A 22,737-nucleotide genomic window follows, 5' to 3' on the forward strand; every position below is an offset into this window, starting at 1 on the left:
GTCCCCCGCACCCGTACTCGGAGGACCCGCACGCATGACCACCACCCACCCCGTCGATCAACGCCCGCCTCTCGGACGCCTCGCGGCCCTCGGCGCGCAGCACGTCCTCATCATGTACACCGGCTGCATCACCGTCCCGCTGGTCTTCGGTGGTGCGGCCGGTCTGGAACCCTCGGCGATCGCCCTGCTCATCAACGCCGACCTGCTGGTCGCCGGTCTGGTGACGCTGATCCAGAGCCTCGGCATCGGGAGGATCCTCGGCATCCGGCTGCCGATCGTCACCGGCGCCACCTTCGCGGGCGTCACCCCGATGATCCTCATCGAGCAGGAGTACGGCATGCGGGCCGTGTACGGCTCCATGCTCGCCGCCGGGTTCTTCGGGCTCCTTGTCGCGGTGCCGTTCGCGCGGCTCGTGCGCTTCTTCCCGCCGCTGGTGAGCGGCACGGTCATCACGGTCGTCGGGCTCTCGCTGATCGGGGTCGCGGCCGGGCTGATCACGGGCAACGACCCGAAGGCTCCGGACCACGCCTCCGGCGGGCGACTCGCCCTGGCGGCGGGCGTGCTGGTCTTCATCGTGCTGTTCGCTCGCTTCACGCGCGGCTTCCTCGGCCAGATCGGGATCCTGCTCGCGCTGGTGCTCGGCACGCTGGCCGCCGTACCGATGGGGCTCACGGACTTCTCCCGGGTCTCCGGCACGGACTGGCTGGGGCTGGCGGCGCCGTTCCACTTCGGGGCGCCGGAGTTCCCGCCGACCGCCGTCATCGCGATGTGCGTGGTGATGCTGGTGATCTTCACCGAGTCGACGGCCTCGATGCTCGCGGTCGGCGAGGCGACGGGCCGGCCGGTCACGGACAAGGACCTGGCGCGCGGCCTGGCGGCGGACGGTGTCTCCGGGGTCCTCGGCGGCGCGATGAACTCCTTCATGGACACGGTCTTCACCCAGAACGTGGGCCTGATCGGCATCACGAAGGTCGCCAGCCGGTACGTCACCGCCGTCGCGGGCGGTCTCCTCGTGGCCCTCGGCCTGGTCCCGCGCCTGGGCGCGCTGGTCGCCGCGCTGCCGGGTCCGGTGGTGGGCGCGGCGGGCCTGGTCCTGTTCGCGACGGTGACGATGGTCGGCGTCAACACCCTGCGCCGGGTGGACCTGGACCGGGGCCACAACCTCACGATCGCGGCGGTCGCGCTCGGGGTGGGCCTGCTGCCGGAGGTGGCGGACGGGATCTACGACGGCTTCCCCGCCTGGTCGCGGATCATCCTGGGCAGCGGGATCACGAGCGCGGCCCTGGCGGCGTTCCTGCTGAACCTGCTCTTCCACCACACAGGGTTCGCGGGCCCGTCGATTCCGTCGCAGGATCGGGGGGAGGCGAGGGACGGACGGGAAGGGGCGCAGGGTGGCGCGGAAGAACGGGAAGAGGAACGCCGGGAAGGACGAGGCGAAGCCGCGGGCAGCTCCGGTGCGGCGGCCCCTGGTCCTGCGTGACCTGCTGCGCCTCCCCGTCGGCAGAGCCGTCGACCTCTCCTCGTACGACACCTCGTCGATCGCCCCGGGCGGCCCCGCCGACAAGGCGGCCGGGATCGAGGCCATGACCGCGCTGGCCCCGCGCCTCGCCGGCCTCCAGGAACGCCTGTACGCGGCGAGCACGGCCGGCGACCGCCGCCGGCTGCTGCTCGTCCTGCAGGGCATGGACACGAGCGGCAAGGGCGGCACGGTCAAGCATGTGATCGGCTTCCTCAACCCCTCCGGCTGCCGGATCCGCGCCTTCAAGACCCCCACCGCCGAGGAGCGTCGCCACTCCTTCCTGTGGCGGATCACCCGGGCCCTGCCGATGCCGGGCGAGATCGGCATCTTCGACCGCTCCCACTACGAGGACGTCCTCATCGCCCGCGTCCGCGGACTGGTCCCCCGCCGCGACCTCGGCGCCCGCTACGGCCGGATCAACCGCTGGGAGAAGTCCCTCGCCGACGACGGCGTCACCGTCGTCAAGGTCTTCCTCCACCTCTCGTACGAGGAGCAGCGCAACCGGCTCCTGGCGCGCCTGGACAACCCGGAGAAGCACTGGAAGTTCAGTCCGGCCGACATCGAGGAGCGGGCGCTGTGGCCGGCGTACCAGCAGGCGTACGAGCTGGCGCTCGAGCGCTGCTCGACGGACGCGTCGCCGTGGTACCTGATCCCGGCCGACCGCAAGTGGTACCGCAACTGGGCGGTCAGCACGCTGCTCCTGGAGCATTTGGAGGCGTTGGATCCGCAGTACCCGAAGGGCGACTTCGACGTGGAGGAGTGCCGCAGGCTGCTGTTGGAGTGGTGACCCTCGCCGGCGCGGCTGTAGCCGGGCAGGGACCCGGCTCGGTCACGCGGCCCGGCAGCGCACCTCCGGAACATCGATCAGTTAACTTGCGTTCGTGACCATTTCTGTACGAAAGATGTCGGCGCTCGCGCTGCTGAGCGCAGTTCTCGTCGGCTGTGGCGGGGGCACGGCCGACACGGCGGCCCCCGTGCGCCCGGCGGCGAGTGCGAGCGAGGCGGCGCCGAGCGCGTCCGCGAGCGCCGGTGCCGCGCCCGGGCCGGCGACCGTGCGCAAGGCGCCGCCCACCCTGGCGCCCGGGCCCGGGGGCCTCACGCCCGTGTTCGAGCGGGCGCCCAAGGGCGGGGAGAAGGTCGTGGCGCTGACCTTCGACGCCGACATGACGGCCGACCAGGGGGCGCGGGCCGCGGGCGGAGAGCGCTTCGACAACCCCCAGCTGATCCAGACGCTGCGGCGCCTCAAGGTCGACTCCACCGTCTTCATGACGGGCCGCTGGGCCGAGGAGTACCCGGACCAGGCCCGGTCCATCGGCAACGACCCCCGCTTCGAGATCGCCAACCACTCCTACAGCCACCACGCCTTCGCCTCGCCCTGCTACGGCCTGCCGGCGGTGGAGCGGACGGCCATGGCCGCCGACGTCCAGCGCGCCTTCGACGCCTTCCGTGACGCGGGGGCGCGCAATGTCGTGCCGTACTTCCGCTTCCCCGGCGGCTGCTACGACGACGCGGCGCTGCGCGCGCTCGCGCCCGCGAAGGTCACGGCGGTGCAGTGGGACGTGGTCAGCGGCGACGCCTTCGCCAAGGACGGACACGCGGTCGCCCGGCAGGTGCTCGACGGCGTGAAGCCCGGCTCTCTCGTGGTGATGCACTGCACCCGCAGCGCCGCCCCCGTCACGGAGCAGGCGGTCCGCACGATCGTGCCGGAGCTGCGGGCCAGGGGCTACCGCTTCGTGAAGGTCTCCGAGCTGATGGCGCTGAAGAGCACCGCCTGAGCGTGCTCGGCCCCGCTCGGGGACGATGCCTGCCTACGGCGTGCCGGGAAGCCGGACCGTGACGAGGAGACCGCCGGCGGGGAGGGGGGCGAGGTCGAGGGTCCCGTCGTGGGCGCGGACGATGCTGTGCACGATGGCGAGGCCGAGGCCGACGCCGGCGTGCTCGTCGGCGCGTACGCGTTCCGTTCCGCGCTGGAAGGGTTCGGTGAGGGTCGGTACCAGTTCCGGTGGGAGCGGATGCCCCGTGTTCTCGACCCGCACCACGCTCGCGTCGCCCCGCGCCTCGGTGTGGACCGTCACGGTGCCGCCGGCGGGGAGGTTGTGGACGACGGCGTTCTGGACGAGGTTCGTCATCAGCCGCAGCAGGAGCTCCGCGGAGCCGCTGGTCCGTGTCGCTCCGCCGGTGACGTCGAGCGTGATCCCGCGCTGTTCGGCCAGGGGGAGCAGGGCTTCGGCGGCCTCTTCGGCGACGAGGGAGAGGTCGACGCTCTCGCGGGTGACGTTCCCGCGGTCGCTGCGGCTGAGCAGCAGGAGGGCCTCGGTGAGGTCGATCGCGCGCGTATTGACAGCCTGCAGGCGTCGGATGAGTTCGCCCCGGTCCCGCGTGGGGTCCTTGCGGGCGACGTCGAGGAGCGTCCGCGAGATGGCCAGCGGGGTGCGCAGTTCGTGGGAGGCGTTCGCGGCGAACCGCTGCTGCTCGGCGACGTGGGACTCGAGTTGTTCGAGCATCGAGTCGAACGCGTCGGAGAGTTCACGGAATTCGTCCTGGCGGCCTTCCATGCGGATCCGGTGGGCCAGCGATCCGGTCCCGGCCCTCCGTGCCGCGGCCGTGATCCGTGTGAGCGGTGCCAGCATCCGGCCGGCGAGGATCCACCCCCCGACGAGGCCGAACACGAGCAGGAAGACCATCGCCACGGCCGCCGCGGGGGCGAAGGTGCGCACGAGGAGGTAGCGGTTGGGCGCGATCCCGAGAAGGCCCTGGGAGTTGTCGGGTACGTAGCGCAGCAGGAATCCCCACACCACGGCCAGCAGGAGAGCGCCGGCGACGGCGAGGAACCCGGCGTAGCTGAGGGTGAGTCTCAGTCGGGCGCTGAGCCCTGGACGTCTACGCATGCGTACGGCCGGGGCGGGTGGCGTCGGGGCCGGTGTCGATGCGGTAGCCGACACCCGGCACCGTGGCGATGACCCATGGTTCGCCGAGCCGCTTGCGCAGTGCGGATACGGTGATGCGGACGGCGTTGGTGAAGGGGTGGGCATTCTCGTCCCAGGCCCGTTCCAGCAGCTCTTCGGCGCTGACGACCCCGCCTTCGGCGGCGACGAGGACGTCGAGCACGGCGAACTGTTTACGGGTGAGCGCGACGTAGCGTCCGTCGCGGAAGACCTCCCGGCGGAAGGGGTCGAGCCGCAGGCCCGCGATCTCGCGGACCGGGGGCCGGGCGTACGCGCGCCTGCGGTCGAGCGCCCTCAGCCGCAGGACGAGCTCCCGCAGCTCGAACGGCTTGGTGAGGTAGTCGTCGGCACCGAGCTCGAACCCGGACGCCTTGTCGTCGATCCGGTCGGCGGCGGTGAGCATGAGGATCGGGATGCCGCTGCCGGAGGCGACGATGCGCCGGGCGACCTCGTCGCCGGAGGGGCCCGGGATGTCGCGGTCGAGGACCGCGAGGTCGTAGGAGTTGACGCCGAGCAGTTCCAGGGCGGAGTCGCCGTCGCCTGCGATGTCGGCGGCGATCGCCTCGAGCCGCAGACCGTCACGGACGGCTTCGGCCAGGTAGGGCTCGTCCTCCACGATCAGTACACGCATGCCTGAAGCCTAAGCAGCACGACATATCGCCGGCGTATGCGAAGACGTCTGCCCACCGGACACGCGACTCAGCCCGCCGGTGCCGCCGCCGGCGCGGGGTGAGGCCGGTCCGATCGCGCTTCCGCCGTGGTGCGCCACCAGCGGCGCGACGCGAGCGCGGCCAGGACGGCGCCGGCGGCGTTGACCAGTACGTCGTCCACGGAGGACACCCGGTCGAGGCGCAGGACGTACTGTGCGGTTTCGACCAGGACCGAGCCGCCCGCCCCGAGCGCCAGGATCCGCGGCACGGACGCCAGGGCCACGAACCGCATCGGGGCGAAGAACCCCAGCGCCGCGAAGATCAGCAGGTTGCCGATGATCCCGCCCGGCCCCATGGTGACCAGGTCCCGCAGCGGCACCAGGCTCACCCGGGCGGGGACGATGCCGGCCCCGGCGCCCGGCATCATGGTCATCCACAGGAACGGCACCGTCCCATGGACCATGCCCACCTCGGCCAGCGACATCCGCCACGCCGACGCGACACCGGCGGCACGCCGACGACGCGCCAGGGCCCACACCACCAGCGCCGCCAGCGGCAGCGCGACCAACGTGATGAGCACCACGCCGTTGAACGTGTCGAAGCAGCCGTGCCACCGCCCGGCCATGCACATCGGAGCGGACATCATGAGCGGCCGCCGCACGACGAACACGGCGCTCGCCGCGCCGAGGATCGCCGGACCGAGGAGCACGATCCTGCGCGTGCGGCGGGGCGGTGCCGACAGGGATGCGTTGTGGTTCATGCCCCCCATTGGAGACGGAGGGCCGTTGCGGGGGCGTATGCGATTTTCGATACGCCCGCGATACACGAAATCCCCGGCATCGACCCGTCACGGGGAGGGACGTCCGTCAGCCGGAGCAGGCGGTGCGCTGGGCCTCCTGCCACTCGCACTCCGGGCAGAGGGTGATCCCCTTGGTCGACTCGGGGTACTCGGTCGGCTTCCGGCACAGCACGCACTCGGCGTACGGCGGTCCACCGACATCCGTGTACGACGTCTCCTCGTCCATGCCTTCGAGCGTACTCACTCGCGCCAGGCCGTCGCCTTGCACGCTAGCGCCACCGCGGCGCCCGCGATCACCAGGGCGCCGAGGAACGCGAGCCAGGGCACGTGGACGGTCGCGGTGAGGGAGCCGGTGACCAGACCCGTCACGGCGTGCTTCGCCGGCGAACCGCTCGTCACCAGCGCCAGCAGCGAGCCCAGGACCAGGGCCGCCAGCGACCAGCCGGGGGCGTGCAGGACGGGCCGGGTGCACAGGGCGCCCAGGGCCGCGCCGGTCAGGACGCAGACCCCGGCGGCGAGCAGCCCGGCGGTACCGGCGGCGAACGGGTCGACCCCGCGCAGGTCGCTCACCGCCGTCACGCCGAGCACGGCGACCGTGCCGAGCAGCACCATGCACCCGACGGCGGCGAGGGACGCCGCGAGGTGGGCCCGCTGCCGGCCGGCCGTGGCCGCCACCACGTGCCGCGCGGCGGCCGGTTCCTGGTTGAGGCAGATCCGTACGACCCAGGCGGTGACGGGGAGCAGCGCGGCTGCCGCGTACCCGAGGGCGCCGAGCACGGGCTCCCCGGCGCGCACGCCCACGCCGAGGAAGACCGCGTACAGCAGCAGCGGCGCGAGCCAGCGCTGCGAACGCAGGAACAGATCGGTCTGGTAGCGCAGAAGAGCTGTCATACCCGGACGCCTTCGGTGCTCAGCCGGTGAATGTGCCAGGAGGCGTCGAGCAGCGCCCGGAGCAGTTCGTCGGAGTGGGCCGCGTCGACGCCGCAGACGGTCGTACCGTCGGATCCCGGCTCGTACGAGGGCGAGCCCGGCAGCCCGCCGGGGAGCGCGCGCCCGCCGGAGACCACGATCCGCACCCGTACCCCTCCCCCTGTCCGTGGCCGCGCCGTGCCGGCGGGTCCGGCGGGTCCGGCAGGTCCGGCAGGTCCGGCAGGTCCGGCAGATCCGGCGGGCTCGGTCCGTACCCGCCCCGCCTCCACCGTGCACACCACGTCGGCCTCCCCGGCCAGCCGGCGCGGGTCGTGGTCGACGAAGACGACCGTCCCGCCGGCCGCGACCCGTTCGCGGACCGCGCCGTCGAGTTCCTGCCGGGCGGCCGTGTCCAGGCCGGTCCACGCCTCGTCCAGGACCAGCAGGGCGGGGCCCGCGAGCAGGGCCTGGGCGACGGCGACCTTCTGGCTGCTGCCCTTGGAGAGTTCGTCGAGCGGGGTGTCGGCGAAGGAGCCCGCGCCGAAGCGGTCCAGCCACTCCCCCGCCCTGCGCGCCGCGTCCGCCCGCCCGAGCCCCTGGACGCGGCCGAGGTGGACCAGATAGCCGGTCGCGGTGAAGGGCAGCGCGGCCGCGAAGCGTTCGGGGACGTACGCCGTGCGCTGAGGCCGGCCCGTGATCCGGCCCTCCGTGGGCGCGTCGATGCCCGCGATCAGGCGGAGCAGCGTCGACTTGCCCGTGCCATTCGTGCCGGTGATCCGGACGAGGGCGCCGGCGGGCAGGGCGAGGCCCACCTCGCGCAGCACCCACGGTCCGCGCAGGCCGTAACGGCGGCCCACCCGTTCCAGGTTCAGCTTCGGGTTCAGTTCGACGACGCCTTCTGCGGGGTGAGCTCGCTCGGGCGGACGATGACGAAGCCCTGGCCCTCCAGCCGCAGCTGGACGGCCTCTCCCGAGCCGCCCCGGATCATCGAGCCGATGGACTGCGAGCGGTGCAGCGAGGTCTGCAGCTGCTCGCTCCACCCGACGACCGCGTCGGTGTCGACGCACACCGGCGCCTGCGGGGTGACGGGGATGACGATCGGGCTGCCCTCGCAGATCAGGGCGATCTTTCCGTACCCGGTGAAGACGCTGTTGAAGAGGCCGCCGCCGGTCATGCCGGCGCCCTTCACCGTCTTGATCTCGTACGAGAGGGTGGAGTCGAAGCAGAGCACGTTGCGGCCGTTCACGGTGAGCGCGTCGCCCTGCTCGATCTCGACGATGAAGCAGTTCTGCGCCTCGTGCGCGAACCACGCCTCGCCCTGGCCCCGGACGGCCATCAGCGCCAGGCCCTCGCCGGTGACGGCGCGCTTGAGCATGCCGCCGATGCCCTGGCCCTTGCGCTCGAACTGCAGGTCGCCGCGGAAGGCGATCATCGAGCCCTGGCGTGCGTGCATCTCGCCGTTGACGGCGTACTTGACGGCCTTGGAGTTCTGCAGGCTCATGCCGGGGAACGTCGCGGTCTCGGCAAGGTGTTCGCTGGCAAAAAGATCGCTCTTCATGCGGGCATCCTGTCCCGGAAGCTCTGATTCCTACAAGAAGCCCTGATACGCGCAGTGGCAGACTTGGCGGGTGAGCAGCAACGAGACCGACGCACGTGACCAGAAGCCGCAGTTCGTCCTGCCCCTCGTCGTACGGATCGAGCGGGCCGAACCCCCGGCCCGTACCGACGCCCTGGAGACGGCGGCCCACGCCGTCCTGGAGATCCTCGCCGACGAACGCTCGACCGGCGACGGGGAGTGGGCGCAGGCCATGACGGACTGGCAGGACGCCCGGATCCGCAAGGTCGTGCGCCGGGCGCGCGGCGCGGAGTGGCGGCGGGCGGAGGCGCTGCCGGGGATCACGGTGACCGGTACGGCCGCGGAGGTACGGGTGTTCCCGCCGGTCCCGCTGGACGGCTGGCCCAAGGAGCTGGCCAAGCTGCAGGTGTCGGGCACCGACCTGGAGGACCCGGCCGAGCCCGGCGACGTACCGCCCGGGGCCGCGCTGCTCTGGCTCAACCCGGAGCTCGACATGTCCGCGGGCAAGACGATGGCCCAGGCGGGCCACGGGGCGCAGCTGCTGTGGTGGGCGATGTCGGAGGCGGACCGCAAGGCGTGGCGGGAGGCGGGCTTCCCGCTGGCCGTGCGCACCGCGGAGCCGGAGCGCTGGGCCGAGCTGGCCACGAGCGGGCTGCCGGTGGTGCGGGACGCGGGGTTCACCGAGATCGCCCCCGGGCCGACTTTCGCGGTCGAGGGGAGCGAGCATTTCGGCTCTCACCTGCGCCTGCGGCAGGTCTGAGGGCTGTCCCACAAAAAAACCGGACCGCGATGTCGAGAACTCGCGTCCGGCTCCGTCCCCGGGGTGAACGCGACCACAATGGGTCGCACGAGCACCGAGGAGAACCACGATGGCCAAGTACCTGCTGCTGAAGCACTACCGCGGCGCCCCGGCCGCGGTCAACGACGTGCCCATGGACCGGTGGACGCCGGAGGAGATCTCGGCGCACGTGCGGTACATGAACGACTTCGCGGCCCGGCTCGAGAAGACCGGTGAGTTCGTCGACGGTCAGGCGCTCGCCCCCGAGGGGACGTGGGTCCGGTACGACGGCGAGGGGCGCCCGCCGGTCACCGACGGGCCGTTCGCCGAGACGAAGGACCTCATCGCCGGCTGGATGGTGATCGACGTCGACAGCTACGAGCGCGCCGTCGAGCTGGCCGGGGAGCTGTCGGCCGCCCCTGGGGCAGGCGGGAAGCCGATCCACGAGTGGCTCGAGCTGCGCCCGTTCCTGGCCGCGGCGCCCACCATCACGGAGTGCCACTGAAGTGGACGAGGCCCTGCTCAGGAGCCTCACGCCGAGCGTGCTCGCCATCCTCGTCCGCCGCGGAGCCGACTTCGCGGCGGCCGAGGACGCCGTGCAGGACGCTCTGGTCGAGGCGCTCCGCGTCTGGCCGGCCGACCCTTCCCCAAGCTCTTCGAGCAGGGGAGACCCCATGCGGGATCCGAAGGGCTGGCTGGTCACCGTGGCCTGGCGCCGGTTCCTCGACGCGACGCGGGCGGACGCCGCCCGCCGCCGGCGTGAGGACCGCGTCGAGGAGGAGCCGGCGCCCGGGCCGGCGCCCGCGGTGGACGACACGCTCCAGCTCTACTTCCTGTGCGCCCACCCGTCGCTGACGCCGTCGTCCGCGGTCGCCCTCACGCTGCGCGCCGTCGGCGGGCTGACCACCCGCCAGATCGCCGAGGCCTATCTGGTGCCCGAGGCGACCATGGCGCAGCGCATCAGCCGTGCCAAGCGCACCGTCTCCGGCGTGCGGTTCGACCAGCCCGGCGACGTCGCCACCGTGCTGCGCGTCCTCTACCTGGTCTTCAACGAGGGCTACTCCGGCGACGTCGACCTCGCCGCCGAGGCCATCCGGCTCACCCGGCAGCTCGCGGCCGCGATCGACCACCCCGAGGTGGCGGGGCTGCTCGCCCTCATGCTGCTCCACCACGCCCGGCGCGCCGCCCGAACCGCGCCCGACGGCAGCCTGGTGCCGCTCGCCGAGCAGGACCGCGGCCGGTGGGACACCGAGTCGATCGCCGAGGGCGTCGAGATCCTGCAGGCGGCCCTCGCCCGCGACCGGCTGGGCGAGTTCCAGGCCCAGGCCGCCATCGCGGCACTCCACGCCGACGCGCCCACCGCCGAGGAGACCGACTGGGTGCAGATCGTCGAGTGGTACGACGAGCTCGCGCGCCTGACCGACAGCCCGGTCGTCCGGCTCAACCGCGCGGTGGCCGTCGGCGAGGCCGACGGACCGCGCGCCGGCCTCGCGGCGCTCGCGGCGCTCGACGACTCACTGCCCCGCCACACCGCGGTGGCGGCGTACCTCCACGAGCGCGACGGCGACCTGGCGACGGCGGCGCGGCTGTACGCGGAGGCGGCCCAGAAGGCACCCAACCTCGCCGAGCGCGACCACCTGACGCGCCAGGCCGCCCGGCTCAACGCGCAAGGCGAGGAGAGGTCGTCGAGTCCGGTTCAGGACGAGTCTCCGTAGCGGGTGGCCATCGCGGCGGCGCGGTCGCGCAGGGAGGTGCGCAACGACTGCGGGGCCAGGGCTTCCGCGTCCGTGCCGAGCTGCCACAGCGCCCATTCGGCGTGTCTCCGGTCCTGGAAGGTCACCTCCAGCCGCAGCCGGCCGTCTGCGTCGGGTTCTTCTGCGCGGACGGCCAGCCCGGTGTCCAGCAGGTCCTGCCGCCGCGCCGGGTTCACCCGTACCAGCACGGTGATGTGGTCGCCGCCGGAGAGGAACTGCTCGGAGCGTTCACGCCAGATCCGGTCCAGATCGACTCGGTGCGGTCGTTGTGCCGCTTCGGGGAGTTCTTCGGCGGCCAAGACCCGGGACAGCCGGTAGGTGCGGTCCTCGCCCGATCTCGTGGCCAGCAAGTAGCCCTGGTCGCGTACGGTGACCAGGCCGATCGGGTCCACCGTGCGCCACTTCGGGGTCTGGTCCACGGCCGCGTAGTGGATGCGCAGCTTGTGTCCGGCGAGCACCGCGCGCCGGACCTCGATCATGGTGGTGTCGGGTACCCGCTCGGTGACCAGCGGGCGTGAGAGCAGATCGGTCTCCGGGTCGACGAGAAATCGCTGGGCCGCGTCGCTCGCGGTGGCCAGGTGGCTTTCGGGCAGTGCGTCGACCACCTTCCGCATGGCCGAGGCGAGCGCCGAGCCGAGCCCGAACACCTGCTCGCCGCGCCCCGATCCGGCGGCCAGCAGGGCAAGGGCCTCGTCGTGGTTCAGTCCCGTGAGCTCGGTCCGGAAACCGGGCAACAACGCGAACCCGCCGTGCCGACCGCGTTCGGCGTAGACCGGGACGCCGGCCGCGGACAGCGCCTCGATGTCGCGCAGCACGGTGCGGGTGGACACCTCAAGCTCGCGGGCGAGCGTGTCCGCTGTCAGCCGGCCGCGCCGGCGCAGGAGGAGCACCAGTGAGACCAGCCGGTCGGCACGCATACGAGAACTCTAAAGGAATACATGACTGAGGGTGTCGTGATTTATGGGGAGGCTCGTCGACGCGACGTCGGAGCCGGCGGCTGTCGAGCCGATGGACGTACGCACTCCCGGTGAATCGAATGGAGCTGATGCAGCAGTGGAACGAACAGCGGTCAACCCGGTGACGTGGTCGCAGGAGTTGGGATTCAACCAGGGTGAGGTCGTCTCCGGGCACACACGGACCCTGTACATCTCGGGGCAGACCGCGATGAGCGGCGACGGCAAGCCCCGGCATGACGGTGACATCGCGGCGCAGTTGACGCTGAGCATCGACAACCTGGAGGCCGTGCTCGGCGAGGCCGGAATGTCTCTCGCGAACCTCGTCCGGCTCAACGTCTACACGACCGACGTCGATCAGCTCTTCCAGCACTACGGCGTGCTGGCGGCGCGGTTGGGTGCCGCCGGGGTGGCGCCGACCTCCACGATGCTCGGGGTGACGCGACTGGCGATCCCCGGCCAGATGGTCGAGCTCGAGGGAACCGCCGTGGCGTGATGCGCCCTCGCCGCCCTGCCGCTCGTGCCGGTCGAACCGGCACGAGCAGCAGGCGCACGTCCCCTCCATGACGGTCGTGTCCGAATTCCCCGTCCTCGGATCGCTCGGCGACTGAACACGGCCACCCCGCCGTACGTATCTCCCGATACCGCCAAGTAGGTTGAACGACCGCCTGGTTGGCGGTTCAGTCTGCGGTACACCGAACGTACGGGAGACATCTTGTCGCTACGCGTCAACGGGACGGCACTCATCATCGCGGCGCTGGTCGCGACGGTCGGCGCGCTCGCCTTCCCCGTCTGGTCCTACGCCGACCGCTCAGGAACGGGGCAGGCGAACCTCAACGCGTCGAGCGTGGCCACCCAGTGGGGTCCGCTCTCGGCCACGGACCGGGATCTGCTGGTCAAGGTCCGGCTGGCCGGCCTCTGGGAGCTCCCTGCCGGGCAGCAGGCGATCCAGCGCGCCCCGAGCCGGGCGATCGTGGAGTGCGGCGACCACCTCGTCGTCGGCCACACGGACCTGGACCGGCGGGCCAGGGACGTGGCGGCGAAGCTGGGCGTGGAGCTGCCGAACCAGCCGACCGAGCAGCAGCAGGGGTGGCTGCGGGAGCTGACGGCGGCGAGCGGGGAGGAGTACGAGCGCAAGTTCGCGAACATTCTGCGCAACGCGCACGGGAAGGTGTTCGCGCTGATCGCGGAGGTCCGGCACACCACACGCAACGCGCTGATCCGGCAGCTGGCGAGCGACGCGAACCAGACGGTGCTCGACCACATCACCATGCTGGAGGCGACCGGGATGGTCGACTACGACGCGCTGGCGAACGAGGCGGCGGGGCGGAAGACGGCGCCGCCGACCGGGCCGCCGGTGGTGCCGTCGCCCGCGGTGCCCTCGCCGGCGCGGCCGTCGGGGACGGACCAGTCGTTCACGTCGCGGCCGGCGCCGGAGGCGGGGATCGTGACGCCGCATTCCCAGCCGTAGCGCGCCGGAACCTCAAATCAACCTCTGAACGTCCCCCCGACTGGATTCGAACGTATCCGGCCGGGCCATCAGGTGAGGGACTGAAGGAGGGGGACGAGATGACGGCACGGAACACGGAACTCGGCATCGGCATCGGCTGGCGGCCGGAGATCGCGGAGGCGGTGGAGGCGCTGCCCGGGGTCGACTGGGTGGAGGTCGTCGCGGAGAACCTCTGCGCGGGCCACCTCCCCGACTCGCTGACGCGGCTGCGCGCGCGGGGCGTGACGGTGGTCCCGCACGGGGTGTCGCTGGGGCTCGGCGGCGCGGACCGGCCGGACGCGGGGCGGCTCGCCGAGCTGGCGGCGAAGGCGACGGCGCTGGGCGCGCCGCTGGTGACGGAGCACATCGCGTTCGTACGGGCCGGGGGGCCGCTGACCGCGTCCCCGCTCCTGGAGGCGGGCCACCTGCTGCCCGTGCCGCGCACGTGGGACGCGCTGGAGGTCCTGTGTGAGAACGTCCGGATCGCGCAGGACGCGCTGCCGGTGCCGCTGGCCCTGGAGAACATCGCGGCGCTGATCTCCTGGCCGGGCGAGGAGCTGACGGAGGGCCAGTTCCTGGCGGAGCTGGTGGAGCGTACGGGGGTACGGCTCCTCATCGACGTCGCCAACCTCCACACGAACCACGTCAACCGCGGCGAGGACCCGTCGAAGGCCCTCGCCGAACTCCCGGTCGAGGCCATCGCGTACGTCCATGTCGCGGGCGGCGTCGAACGCGACGGCGTCTGGCACGACACCCACGCCCACCCGGTCCCCGCCCCGGTCCTCGCGATCCTGTCGGACCTGGCGTCCCGGGTCTCCCCGCCGGGCGTCCTTCTGGAGCGGGACGACGACTTCCCGCCGGCGCAGGAGCTGGCGGCTGAACTGTCGACGATCCGGACGACGGTGACGGGGGCGGGGGCGGGGGCGGCGCCGGCGGGGGCCGCCGTGGGCGCCCCGGCGCGCCCTGCGGTCTCCGCGGGCACGACCACGGCGGACGCGGCGGACGACGCTGCGACGCGGTCCGCCGATCGCCCGCTGCTCATCGGCGCGGGCGCCCGTGTCTCGGGCGGCCCGATGCCGCGGCCTCAGCGGGCGGCGGGCGAGTCGCTCGACTCCGCGCCACCGGGCCCGCGCGGGGGCCCGGTGCCTGCCCCCGGCCCGGCGGCCACGTGCGCCCCCGAGGCGCAGGGGGCCCGGGGGCGTGCCCCCGGTTTCGGGGAGGGGCGGGGCGGGGGAAGGCCCCGCGCGGCGGAGGTGCCCGAGACACCTGGGCCCGAGGCACCTGGGCCCGAGGCGCAGGGGGGCCGCGCTCCCCGGGGCGGGGAGCGGGCCCGGGAGCGAGTCGGGGTCGCGCAGGTCGCGTTGTTGTCCGCGCTCGTCGCCGGGACGCCCGCGCCCGAGGGGTTCGACACGCGGCGGCTCGGCGTGCAGAGTCGCGCGCTCACGGCCAAGCGGGCCGACGTCGTCGCCAAGGTCGCCCCTGAGCTGCCCGAGATCCTCGGCGACGGCTACCGGCCCGCGTTCCGCGCGTACGCCAGGTCCCGCCCCATGACCGGCGGCTACCGGCGCGACGCCCTCGGCTTCGTCGAGCACCTGCTCGTCACCGGCCGCCCCGAGGACCCGGACGCCCGGCGCCTGCTCACCCGCTGGTGGCAGGAGCGCGCCGGCACCCGCCCGCCCGGCCGGGCGACCCGCCTGATCCACGCGGCCCGCGCCGCGCTCGTACGGAGGTAGAGAGACATGACCGGTTTCGCCGTACTCATCTGGGTCGCGGTTCTCGTCAGCTCGGGGCTGCTGATCGCCCGGGCCCGCTCCATCCGGTCGGACCGGGGCGGCGCCTCCGCGCACGACCTCGCCGAGGCCGCCTTCCTGGCCGGCGGCCCGCCCCGGGTCGTGGACACGGCCCTGGCGACCCTGCACGCCGAGGGACTGATCGGGGTCGGCGGCCCCGGCCTCGTCGTCGTGCTCCGCCCCGACCTGCGGGCCCGGGACCATGTCGGCCGTGCCGTCCTGGAGCAGCTCGCCGCCGCCCCGAGCGGCGCCCTGCACGAGCTGCGCCTCGCGGTGATGCGGAGCCCCGCCGTGCAGGAGATCGGCGACGGTCTCGCGGCGCGCGGGCTGATGGTGGCACCGGAGCGGCGCCTCGCGGTCAGGCGGTGGTGCCTCGCCCAGGGGCTCGGCTCCTTCGCGGTGCTGGTCCTCTCCATGGTGATCACCCTCGGCGTCGACGGTCCCTTCGGCGCGGTGCCGTTCGTCATCACGGTGATGCCCGTCCTCGTGCTGGGCGTGTTCGTCGCGCTCATCTGCGGCGCGTTCAACGCCGGGCGCATCACCCGCGCGGGGCAGCGGGCGGCGGCCGCGTACCACCGGGATCACGTCTATCTGCAGGACGCCGGCCACCAGGTCGCGCTGCGCGGGCTGCGCGCCGTGCCGGACCCGGAGCTGCGGGAGCAGCTGATCGCGGCGGCCCGGAGGTACGGCTCGCGCCCCGGGCAGCAGCCGTTCCCGCGCGCGTCGCGCAGCCGCTCCTCGCAGCACGGCTCGTCGGACACGGCGGCCCTCATGGTGCTCGCGTGGTGCGGCGGCAGCCCGGGCAACGGGGGTGCGTGCGGCGGCGCGAGCGGCGGAGGCGGCGGCGGATCCTCCTGCGGCGGCGGGTCCTCGTGCGGGGGCGGGGGCGGCTGCTCGGCGAGCGCCTGCTCCGGTGGAGGCGGCGGATCCAGTTGTTCGAGCTCGAGCGGCAGCTCCGGCAGCTCCTGTTCCAGCTCCAGCGGAAGCTCGTGCTCCAGCAGCAGCGGTTCGAGCTGCTCCAGTTCGAGCGGCTGACGAGGGGGCGCGTCCAGGGGGCGCATCGGGGGCATTGGCCCGACACCGCCCGTCGATCCTTTACTTCGGCGATCCGCCCTCCAACGATCCCTCTGTGAGATCTTTCGCGCTCTTCGGTGCCGTCGGTGCGCTGGTGCTCTCGGCACCGGCGGCCGTCACCCCCGCACGGGCCCTCGACACCCCGACCGCCGAGACCCGCGGCACGCTGCTCGCCGCCCGGCGCGCCGCCGCCGAGGGCATCCGCTTCGGAGCCTGCCCGGCCGAGGAGAAGCTGCCGCCGTCCGTACAGTGCGGCACCGTCCGGGTCCCGCTCGACTACGCGGACCCGGACGGCCCCCGGATCGGGCTGACCGTCAGCCGGGGCAAGGCCTCGGGTCCGGCCTCCGGGCGGCAGGGCGCGCTGGTGTACAACCCCGGTGGCCCCGGCGCCTCTTCGACGTACTTCCCGCTCGTCGCCGGGCTTCCGGCCTGGAAGCGGATCTCCGCCGCGTACGACCTGGTCGGCTACGCCCCGCGCGGCGTGGGCCGCTCCGCCCCGGTGTCCTGCCAGGACCCGGCCGACCGCGCCAAGGGCCCGACGCCTGCGCCCACCCATCCCTCCGAGGTCTTCAAGCGGGAGCGGATCGCCCGTGCGAAGACGTACGCCCAGGGCTGCGCGACCCGCACGGGCAAGGCGCTGCGCCACTACCACTCGCTCAACAACGCCCGTGATCTGGAGGTGCTGCGCGCGGCGCTCGGCGAGCCGCGGCTGACGTACATGGGCGCCTCGTACGGGACGTACTTCGGCGCGCTGTACGCGACGCTCTTCCCGCACCGGGTGCGGCGGATGGTCTTCGACGCACCGGTCGATCCGAGGCCGAAGGAGATCTGGTACGCCAACAACCTCGACCAGTCCCGGGCCTTCGAGCGGCGCTGGGCCGACTTCCGTACCTGGGTCGCCAAGCACGACAAGGTGTACGGCCTCGGCGCCACGGCGCAGGAGGTCCAGGAGAGTTACGAGAAGGTCCGCGCCGAACTCGCGGCGCGGCCCGCGGGCGGGCGGGTCGGCCAGGGGCAGCTGCACGCGGCGATGATCCAGACCGGGTACCACGACGGTTTCTGGGCGCTGCGGGCCGGCGCCCTCTCGCGGTATCTGAAGGGTGATCCGAAGCCGCTGATCGAGCAGGCGGCGGGGCGGGAGAACCCCGAGAACCTCTCATCGGACGCGGGCAACGGGGTCGCCGTGTACACGGCGGTGGAGTGCAACGACGCTCCCTGGCCGGAGGACTTCGCCGTCTGGGACCGGGACAACACCCGGCTCGCGAAGGTCGCTCCGTTCGAGACCTGGGACAACGTCTGGATGAATCTGCCCTGCGCCTACTGGCAGGCCCCGCGGCAGAAGCCGCTGGACGTGCGGACCGGTCCCGGCGTGCTGCCGCCGGTGCTGATCCTGGCCGCCGAGCGGGACGCGGCCACGCCGTACGACGGGGCGCTGGAGCTGCAGCGCAGGCTGTGGGGTTCGGCACTCGTGACCGAACGGGACGCCGGTACGCACGGCATCGGGGGCGGGGCGAACGCCTGCGTCAACGGGCATCTGGAGACGTACCTGCTGACGGGGGCCGTCCCCGGAGGGACGCCGGTGCGGCGCGCGTCGTGCGCGCCGCACCCGGAGCCGGACCCGGTGTCGCTGGAGCGGCGGTCGGAACCCCGTCCGCCGTCTGATCTTCCGGGTCAAGGGATGACGGCCCGGCTGGGAGCCGGGCCGTCACCGAGTCGGTAGGGCCGCTCAGGCCAGGCCCGCCACCAGTTCCGCCACGGAGCGGCGGCGGCCGGTGTAGAACGGGACCTCCTCGCGGACGTGCATCCGCGCCTCGGAGCCGCGCAGGTGGCGCATCAGGTCGACGATGCGGTGCAGCTCGTCGGCCTCGAAGGCGAGGAGCCACTCGTAGTCGCCGAGCGAGAACGAGGCGACCGTGTTGGCGCGGACGTCGGGGAAGCCGCGGGCCATCTTGCCGTGGTCCGCGAGCATCCGGCGGCGGTCCTCGTCCGGCAGCAGGTACCAGTCGTAGGAGCGCACGAAGGGGTAGACGCTCACGTAGTCGCGGGGGGTCTCGTCGGCCAGGAAGGCCGGGATGTGCGACTTGTTGAACTCGGCGGGGCGGTGCAGCGCCATGTTCGACCAGACCGGCTCGAGGGCGCGGCCCAGCTTGGTGCGGCGGAAGAGGTTGTACGCCTCCTGGAGCTCGTCGCTCGTCTCGGCGTGCCACCAGATCATGACATCGGCGTCGGCGCGCAGACCGGAGAGGTCGTACGTGCCACGGACGGTGATGTCCTTGGCGGCGAGCTGGTCGAACAGCTCCTGGACCTCGTCGGCGTAGCCGGCACGGTCCTCGGGCAGGTTGTCGCGCAGCTTGAACACAGACCACAGGGTGTAGCGGATGACCTCGTTGAGGTCCTTCGCCTTCTTACCGGCGTTCGGGATCTTTTCGGGCGCACTCATACGCCTATTCTCGCCCGTCACGGACAGTGCCCTGCACCAGGGTGGGTGGTTTCCGACGTGGCGATGATCTCGTCCAGGATCTCGTCGGCGGCGCGGTGGCCTGAGGCGATGCAGGCGGGGATGCCGACACCTTCGTACACGGCCCCCGCGAGGCGCAGTCCGGGCAGCCCGGCGACGGCCTCGCGGACGCGGGCGACCCGGGCGAGGTGGCCGACGGGGTACTGGGGCAGACCGCCGGTCCAGCGGGTGACGGTGGTGGCGACGGGGCGGGCCGTCAGGCCGGCCGCCGCGCCGAGGTCCTTCAGCGAGGCCTCGACGAGGTCGGCGTCGTCGCGCAGGACCTGCTCCTCCTCGCCGTAGCGGCCGACGGAGGTACGGAGCACGAAGAGGTCGGGGGCCGCGTCGGAGACCCACTGCCACTTCTGGCTGGAGAAGGTGGACGCCTTGATGGTGTGTCCGTCGACGGGCGGCACGAGGAACCCGGAGCCGGGCAGGGCCTGCACGTCGGAGCGCCGGAAGGCGAGGGTGACCAGGGCCATCGAGGCGTACTCGACGTCTCCGAGCTCGGCGGCGGCGCGGGGCGCCTCGCCGGAGAGCAGCTCGGCGGCGGACCAGGCGGGGCTCGCGACGACCACGCCGTCGGCGAGGAAGACCCGGTCGCCGGCGACGACGCGCCACCGCGTGCCGGCGGTGGCGCCGCGTGGGGCAGCGGGCTCGGGGCCGCGCCGGCCGCCGGGCTCCGCTGCGAAGGCCCCCGCGGGGCTCTCCGGGCCGTCCGCCGGCACGCGGCGGAGCTCGGTCACCGGGGTACGGGTCAGGATCTCGCCGCCCGCCGCGCGGATCGCGGCGGCGACGGCGTCGGGCAGGGTGCCGATGCCGCCCTCGATGCCCATGAAGGCGGAGCCGCCGAGGCCGGTGGCCGCGCCCGCCGCGTCCGAGGGGGTCGCGGCGCCCGCCTGCTGGACGGCGCGGACGGCCTCGGTGAGCGTCGGGTGGACGCGGGCGGCGGCGAAGAGCGCGGGGACGGCGGCCCGCATCGAGATCCGGTACGCGTCGCCCGCGTACACGCCGCCGAGCAGCGGCTCGACCAGCCGGTCGACGACCTCGTGGCCCATCCGGTCGGCGACGTACGCGCCGATCGCGATGTCCTCGCCGATCTCGGCGGGCGGCAGGTCGTGATCGTGGGCGACGCGGCGTACTCCCTCCTCGGAGAGGAGGTCCGTGAGCGCGGCGGCGTCGCCGGGGACGCCCATCACATGGCCCTTGGGCATCGGGCGCAGTGCCCCGCGGGTCCAGACGGACGCGGTGGTGGTGGCGGGCGGGCGCAGGCGGTCCCCGAGCCCGACGGCGCGGGCGAGCGCGACCGCCTCGGGGCGGCGGGCGAGCAGCGACTCGGCGCCGAGGTCGACGGGGGCGCCGGCGATCTCTCCGGCGAGGAGCTTGCCGCCGGGCCGGTCGCCCGCTTCGAGCAGGGTCACCGAGAGGCCCGCCGACACCAGCCGGTGCGCGGCGGCGAGTCCGGCGATGCCGCCTCCGACGACAACAACGTGCGCGTTCATGGCTCCACTCTCTCAAACCCGTTCCGAGGCCGGAACGTGACCGCTTCGCTATCGCCCGACGGCAACCCGCACCCCCTCCTCGTACGTCGAACCGGCAACACTCATCACCACCCCTGGGGGGGATCACTGTGCGTGGAGCGAGAATGGCGGCCGTGGCGCTGCTGACGGCCTCGCTGGCCCTGACCGGCTGCGGCGCCGGCGCGTCCGACAGCGGGACCGACAGAGGGACCGACAGCAAGCAGGGACTGAGCGCGGCCCGGCCCGCCGAGGGCGCCGAGGGGGCCGAGGGCGCCGCCGACCGGCGCGACGAGTCGGGCACGGACGGCGCGGCGGACCCGAAGAAGCCCGCCGAGGTTCCGCGGCAGCACATCATCCGTACCGCCGAGCTGTTCGTGGAGGTCGAGGACGCGTCCAAGGCGCTGGCCACGGCCCGCCGGGTCACGGAGGGCGCGGGCGGTCATGTCTCCAACGAGTCGACCGAGAGGATCGACGACGCGCGCGTGACCTCGCGGGTCGTGCTGCGGGTGCCGCAGGAGCGGTACGAGTCGGTGCTCAAGGAGCTGGCGGGGACGGGGAAGCTACTGTCCCGCAAGGCGGACGCCAAGGACGTCACCGAGCAGGTGGTGGACGTGGAGAGCCGGATCGCCACCCAGCGGGCGAGCGTCGCCCGGGTGCGCGCGCTGATGGACAAGGCGACGAAGCTGAGCGATGTGGTCACCCTGGAGGGCGAGCTGAGTCGGCGTCAGGCGGATCTGGAGTCGCTGCTGGCTCAGCAGGCCTCGCTGAAGGACCGTACGACGCTGGCGACGATCACCCTCGAACTGACCGAGGAGGAGGGCGCGAAGGCGCCGGAGGACGACGACCGTCCGGGCGTCCTCGACGCCCTCGCCGGGGGCTGGAACGCGCTGACGGCGGCGGCGGCCTGGGTCGTGATCGTGCTGGCGGCGCTCGCGCCGTGGCTGGCGGTGGCCCTGATCCTGTACCTGGTGTGGCGGCTGGTGGTCCGGCCGAAGCTGCGCCGCCGCTCCGGACCGTCGGGCACCGAAGGAACTGCCCCTTCCCCGGCCTCTTCCGCACAGAGCGGGGACTGAACGACCCGCGCGACGTAGCGTGTTCGTATGAGCGAACGACTGGTGGTCATCGGGGGCGACGCGGCGGGCATGTCCGCCGCGTCGCAGGCGCGCAGGCTCAAGGGGCCCGGGGAGCTGGAGATCGTCGCCTTCGAGCGCGGTCACTTCAGCTCCTTCTCGGCCTGCGGCATTCCGTACTGGGTCGGTGGCGACGTCGCCGAGCGCGACGAGCTGATCGCGCGCACCCCGGAGGAGCACCGGGCGCGGGACATCGATCTGCGGATGCGGACCGAGGTGACCGAGCTGGACGTGCCGGGGCAGCGGGTCCGTACCCGGGACCTGGAGTCGGGCGCGGAGGCGTGGACGGGCTTCGACAAGCTGGTGGTCGCGACCGGTGCCCGTCCGCTGCGGCCGGCGCTGCCGGGGATCGACGCGCCGGGCGTGCACGGGGTGCAGACCCTGGACGACGGGCAGGCGCTGCTCGACTCGCTCACGCGGACGGAGGGCCGGCGCGCGGTGGTTGTGGGCGCCGGGTACATCGGCGTGGAGATGGCCGAGGCGCTGCTGAACCGGGGGTACGAGGTGACCGTGCTCAACCGGGGCAAGCAGCCGATGGCGACGCTCGACCCGGACATGGGACGGCTGGTCCACGAGGTGATGGACGACCTCGGCATCACGACGGTCGGCTCCTCGGCCGTCACCAAGATCCTCACGGGTGCGAACGGCCGGGTCCGCGCGGTGGTGACGGAGGACGCCGAGTACCCGGCGGACGTGGTGGTCCTGGGGATGGGCGTGGTCCCGGAGACGCGCCTCGCGGAGGCGGCCGGGCTGCCGCTGGGGGTGTACGGAGGGCTGCTCACCGATCTCGCGATGCGGGTGCGGGGCCACGAGAACATCTGGGCGGGCGGCGACTGCGTCGAGGTCCTCGACCTGGTCTCGGGGCGTGAGCGGCACATCGCGCTGGGCACGCACGCCAACAAGCACGGGCAGGTCATCGGCTCGAACGTGGGCGGCGGCTACGCCACGTTCCCGGGGGTGGTCGGCACGGCGGTGTCGAAGGTGTGCGACCTGGAGATCGCGCGGACGGGTCTGCGCGAGAAGGAGGCCCGCGAGGTGGGTCTGCGGTACGTGACGGTGACGGTCGAGTCGACCAGCAGGGCGGGCTACTACCCGGGGGCGGCCCCGATGACGGTGAAGATGCTGGCCGAGCGCCGCACGGGCCGGCTGCTCGGGGTGCAGATCGTGGGCCGTGAGGGCGCGGCCAAGAGGGTGGACATCGCCGCGGTGGCGCTGACGGCCGGGATGACGGTGGAGCAGATGACGGCCCTGGATCTGGGGTACGCGCCGCCGTTCTCGCCGGTCTGGGATCCGGTGCTGATCGCGGCGCGCAAGGCGGTGGCCGCCGTCCGGAGGGCAGGTTGACTCGACCGGA

The 22,737-nt window shown here is 73.2% G+C and carries 23 protein-coding genes; 13 read left to right on the forward strand and 10 right to left on the reverse strand.

Features of this window, described 5'->3' with window-relative positions; translation table 11 throughout:
- Nucleotides 1–34 precede the first annotated feature (34 nt).
- From FDM97_RS24545 to FDM97_RS24555, 3 genes are all read left to right on the forward strand, one after another.
- Nucleotides 35–1,480, forward strand: coding sequence for a nucleobase:cation symporter-2 family protein (locus FDM97_RS24545; protein ID WP_137992655.1), 1,446 nt, complete (start codon nucleotides 35–37; stop codon nucleotides 1,478–1,480).
- Nucleotides 1,392–2,306: a PPK2 family polyphosphate kinase gene (locus tag FDM97_RS24550; protein ID WP_432816241.1), complete on the forward strand. Its 915-nt coding sequence runs from the start codon at nucleotides 1,392–1,394 to the stop codon at nucleotides 2,304–2,306. Before FDM97_RS24545 ends, FDM97_RS24550 begins: the two co-directional genes overlap by 89 nt.
- Before the next feature lie 115 nt (nucleotides 2,307–2,421).
- A complete protein-coding gene (locus tag FDM97_RS24555; protein WP_137995009.1) occupies nucleotides 2,422–3,294 on the forward strand; it encodes a polysaccharide deacetylase family protein in 873 nt (290 codons plus the stop codon).
- A gap of 33 nt (nucleotides 3,295–3,327) precedes the next feature.
- Here the strand turns inward: FDM97_RS24555 and FDM97_RS24560 are convergent, their stop codons facing one another.
- From FDM97_RS24560 to FDM97_RS24585, 7 genes are all read right to left on the reverse strand, one after another.
- Nucleotides 3,328–4,407, reverse strand: coding sequence for a sensor histidine kinase (locus tag FDM97_RS24560; RefSeq protein ID WP_137992657.1), 1,080 nt, complete (start codon nucleotides 4,405–4,407; stop codon nucleotides 3,328–3,330).
- Nucleotides 4,400–5,095, reverse strand: a complete 696-nt coding sequence (locus FDM97_RS24565; RefSeq protein WP_137992658.1) for a response regulator transcription factor — start codon at nucleotides 5,093–5,095, stop codon at nucleotides 4,400–4,402. The genes FDM97_RS24560 and FDM97_RS24565 overlap by 8 nt, the downstream gene beginning before the upstream one ends.
- A gap of 68 nt (nucleotides 5,096–5,163) precedes the next feature.
- Nucleotides 5,164–5,874: a VanZ family protein gene (locus FDM97_RS24570; protein ID WP_137992659.1), complete on the reverse strand. Its 711-nt coding sequence runs from the start codon at nucleotides 5,872–5,874 to the stop codon at nucleotides 5,164–5,166.
- A gap of 106 nt (nucleotides 5,875–5,980) precedes the next feature.
- Nucleotides 5,981–6,139, reverse strand: coding sequence for a hypothetical protein (locus FDM97_RS35990; protein WP_175439223.1), 159 nt, complete (start codon nucleotides 6,137–6,139; stop codon nucleotides 5,981–5,983).
- Nucleotides 6,140–6,153: 14 nt separating this feature from the next.
- Nucleotides 6,154–6,804 (reverse strand): ABC transporter, encoded by a 651-nt coding sequence (locus FDM97_RS24575; RefSeq protein ID WP_137992660.1) that lies wholly within the window; start codon nucleotides 6,802–6,804, stop codon nucleotides 6,154–6,156.
- Nucleotides 6,801–7,694, reverse strand: a complete 894-nt coding sequence (locus FDM97_RS24580) for an ABC transporter ATP-binding protein (RefSeq protein ID WP_137995010.1) — start codon at nucleotides 7,692–7,694, stop codon at nucleotides 6,801–6,803. Before FDM97_RS24580 ends, FDM97_RS24575 begins: the two co-directional genes overlap by 4 nt.
- An 8-nt stretch (nucleotides 7,695–7,702) precedes the next feature.
- Nucleotides 7,703–8,380, reverse strand: coding sequence for an AIM24 family protein (locus FDM97_RS24585; RefSeq protein WP_137992661.1), 678 nt, complete (start codon nucleotides 8,378–8,380; stop codon nucleotides 7,703–7,705).
- A 70-nt stretch (nucleotides 8,381–8,450) separates the two neighbouring features.
- On the opposite strand from FDM97_RS24585, the gene FDM97_RS24590 reads away from it, so the two are divergent.
- The 3 genes from FDM97_RS24590 (at nucleotide 8,451) to FDM97_RS24600 (ending at nucleotide 10,891) form a co-directional block, all read left to right on the forward strand.
- Nucleotides 8,451–9,158, forward strand: coding sequence for an aminoacyl-tRNA hydrolase (locus FDM97_RS24590; protein ID WP_137992662.1), 708 nt, complete (start codon nucleotides 8,451–8,453; stop codon nucleotides 9,156–9,158).
- Nucleotides 9,159–9,267: 109 nt separating this feature from the next.
- Nucleotides 9,268–9,681: a YciI family protein gene (locus FDM97_RS24595; RefSeq protein ID WP_137992663.1), complete on the forward strand. Its 414-nt coding sequence runs from the start codon at nucleotides 9,268–9,270 to the stop codon at nucleotides 9,679–9,681.
- A 1-nt stretch (nucleotide 9,682) separates the two neighbouring features.
- A complete protein-coding gene (locus FDM97_RS24600) occupies nucleotides 9,683–10,891 on the forward strand; it encodes an RNA polymerase sigma factor (RefSeq protein ID WP_137992664.1) in 1,209 nt (402 codons plus the stop codon).
- Here the strand turns inward: FDM97_RS24600 and FDM97_RS24605 are convergent.
- Complete coding sequence (locus FDM97_RS24605) at nucleotides 10,873–11,847, reverse strand: helix-turn-helix transcriptional regulator (protein ID WP_137992665.1); 975 nt, start codon at nucleotides 11,845–11,847, stop codon at nucleotides 10,873–10,875. The two genes, FDM97_RS24600 and FDM97_RS24605, sit on opposite strands and share 19 nt — an antisense overlap.
- Nucleotides 11,848–11,983: 136 nt before the next feature.
- Here FDM97_RS24605 and FDM97_RS24610 point away from each other — a divergent pair, with 136 nt between their 5' ends.
- The 5 genes from FDM97_RS24610 to FDM97_RS24630 all read left to right on the forward strand — a co-directional run bounded on the left by FDM97_RS24610 (nucleotide 11,984) and on the right by FDM97_RS24630 (nucleotide 17,956).
- Entirely contained in the window at nucleotides 11,984–12,379 is a 396-nt protein-coding gene (locus FDM97_RS24610; RefSeq protein WP_137992666.1) for a RidA family protein, read from the forward strand.
- A gap of 219 nt (nucleotides 12,380–12,598) precedes the next feature.
- Nucleotides 12,599–13,354: a DUF4142 domain-containing protein gene (locus FDM97_RS24615; RefSeq protein ID WP_137992667.1), complete on the forward strand. Its 756-nt coding sequence runs from the start codon at nucleotides 12,599–12,601 to the stop codon at nucleotides 13,352–13,354.
- Nucleotides 13,355–13,452: 98 nt separating this feature from the next.
- Entirely contained in the window at nucleotides 13,453–15,105 is a 1,653-nt protein-coding gene (locus FDM97_RS24620) for an MbnB/TglH/ChrH family RiPP precursor modification enzyme (RefSeq protein WP_137992668.1), read from the forward strand.
- Nucleotides 15,106–15,111: 6 nt separating this feature from the next.
- Nucleotides 15,112–16,197 (forward strand): TIGR04222 domain-containing membrane protein, encoded by a 1,086-nt coding sequence (locus tag FDM97_RS24625; RefSeq protein ID WP_137992669.1) that lies wholly within the window; start codon nucleotides 15,112–15,114, stop codon nucleotides 16,195–16,197.
- A 94-nt stretch (nucleotides 16,198–16,291) separates the two neighbouring features.
- Complete coding sequence (locus tag FDM97_RS24630; RefSeq protein WP_137992670.1) at nucleotides 16,292–17,956, forward strand: alpha/beta hydrolase; 1,665 nt, start codon at nucleotides 16,292–16,294, stop codon at nucleotides 17,954–17,956.
- A gap of 6 nt (nucleotides 17,957–17,962) precedes the next feature.
- Here the strand turns inward: FDM97_RS24630 and hemQ are convergent, their stop codons facing one another.
- Together hemQ and hemG are read right to left on the reverse strand one after the other, a co-directional pair.
- Nucleotides 17,963–18,676: a hydrogen peroxide-dependent heme synthase gene (gene hemQ, locus FDM97_RS24635; protein WP_137992671.1), complete on the reverse strand. Its 714-nt coding sequence runs from the start codon at nucleotides 18,674–18,676 to the stop codon at nucleotides 17,963–17,965.
- Nucleotides 18,677–18,693: 17 nt separating this feature from the next.
- Entirely contained in the window at nucleotides 18,694–20,235 is a 1,542-nt protein-coding gene (gene hemG / locus FDM97_RS24640) for a protoporphyrinogen oxidase (RefSeq protein ID WP_137992672.1), read from the reverse strand.
- Between the two features lie 143 nt (nucleotides 20,236–20,378).
- Between hemG and FDM97_RS24645 the strand changes: the two genes are divergently transcribed.
- Both FDM97_RS24645 and FDM97_RS24650 read left to right on the forward strand, forming a co-directional pair.
- Nucleotides 20,379–21,326, forward strand: coding sequence for a DUF4349 domain-containing protein (locus tag FDM97_RS24645; RefSeq protein WP_137992673.1), 948 nt, complete (start codon nucleotides 20,379–20,381; stop codon nucleotides 21,324–21,326).
- A 27-nt stretch (nucleotides 21,327–21,353) separates the two neighbouring features.
- Nucleotides 21,354–22,727, forward strand: coding sequence for an FAD-dependent oxidoreductase (locus FDM97_RS24650; protein WP_137992674.1), 1,374 nt, complete (start codon nucleotides 21,354–21,356; stop codon nucleotides 22,725–22,727).
- The last annotated feature ends 10 nt before the right edge of the window (nucleotides 22,728–22,737 follow it).

The organism is Streptomyces vilmorinianum, from assembly GCF_005517195.1.
GTDB classification, from domain to species: Bacteria; Actinomycetota; Actinomycetes; order Streptomycetales; family Streptomycetaceae; genus Streptomyces; species Streptomyces vilmorinianum.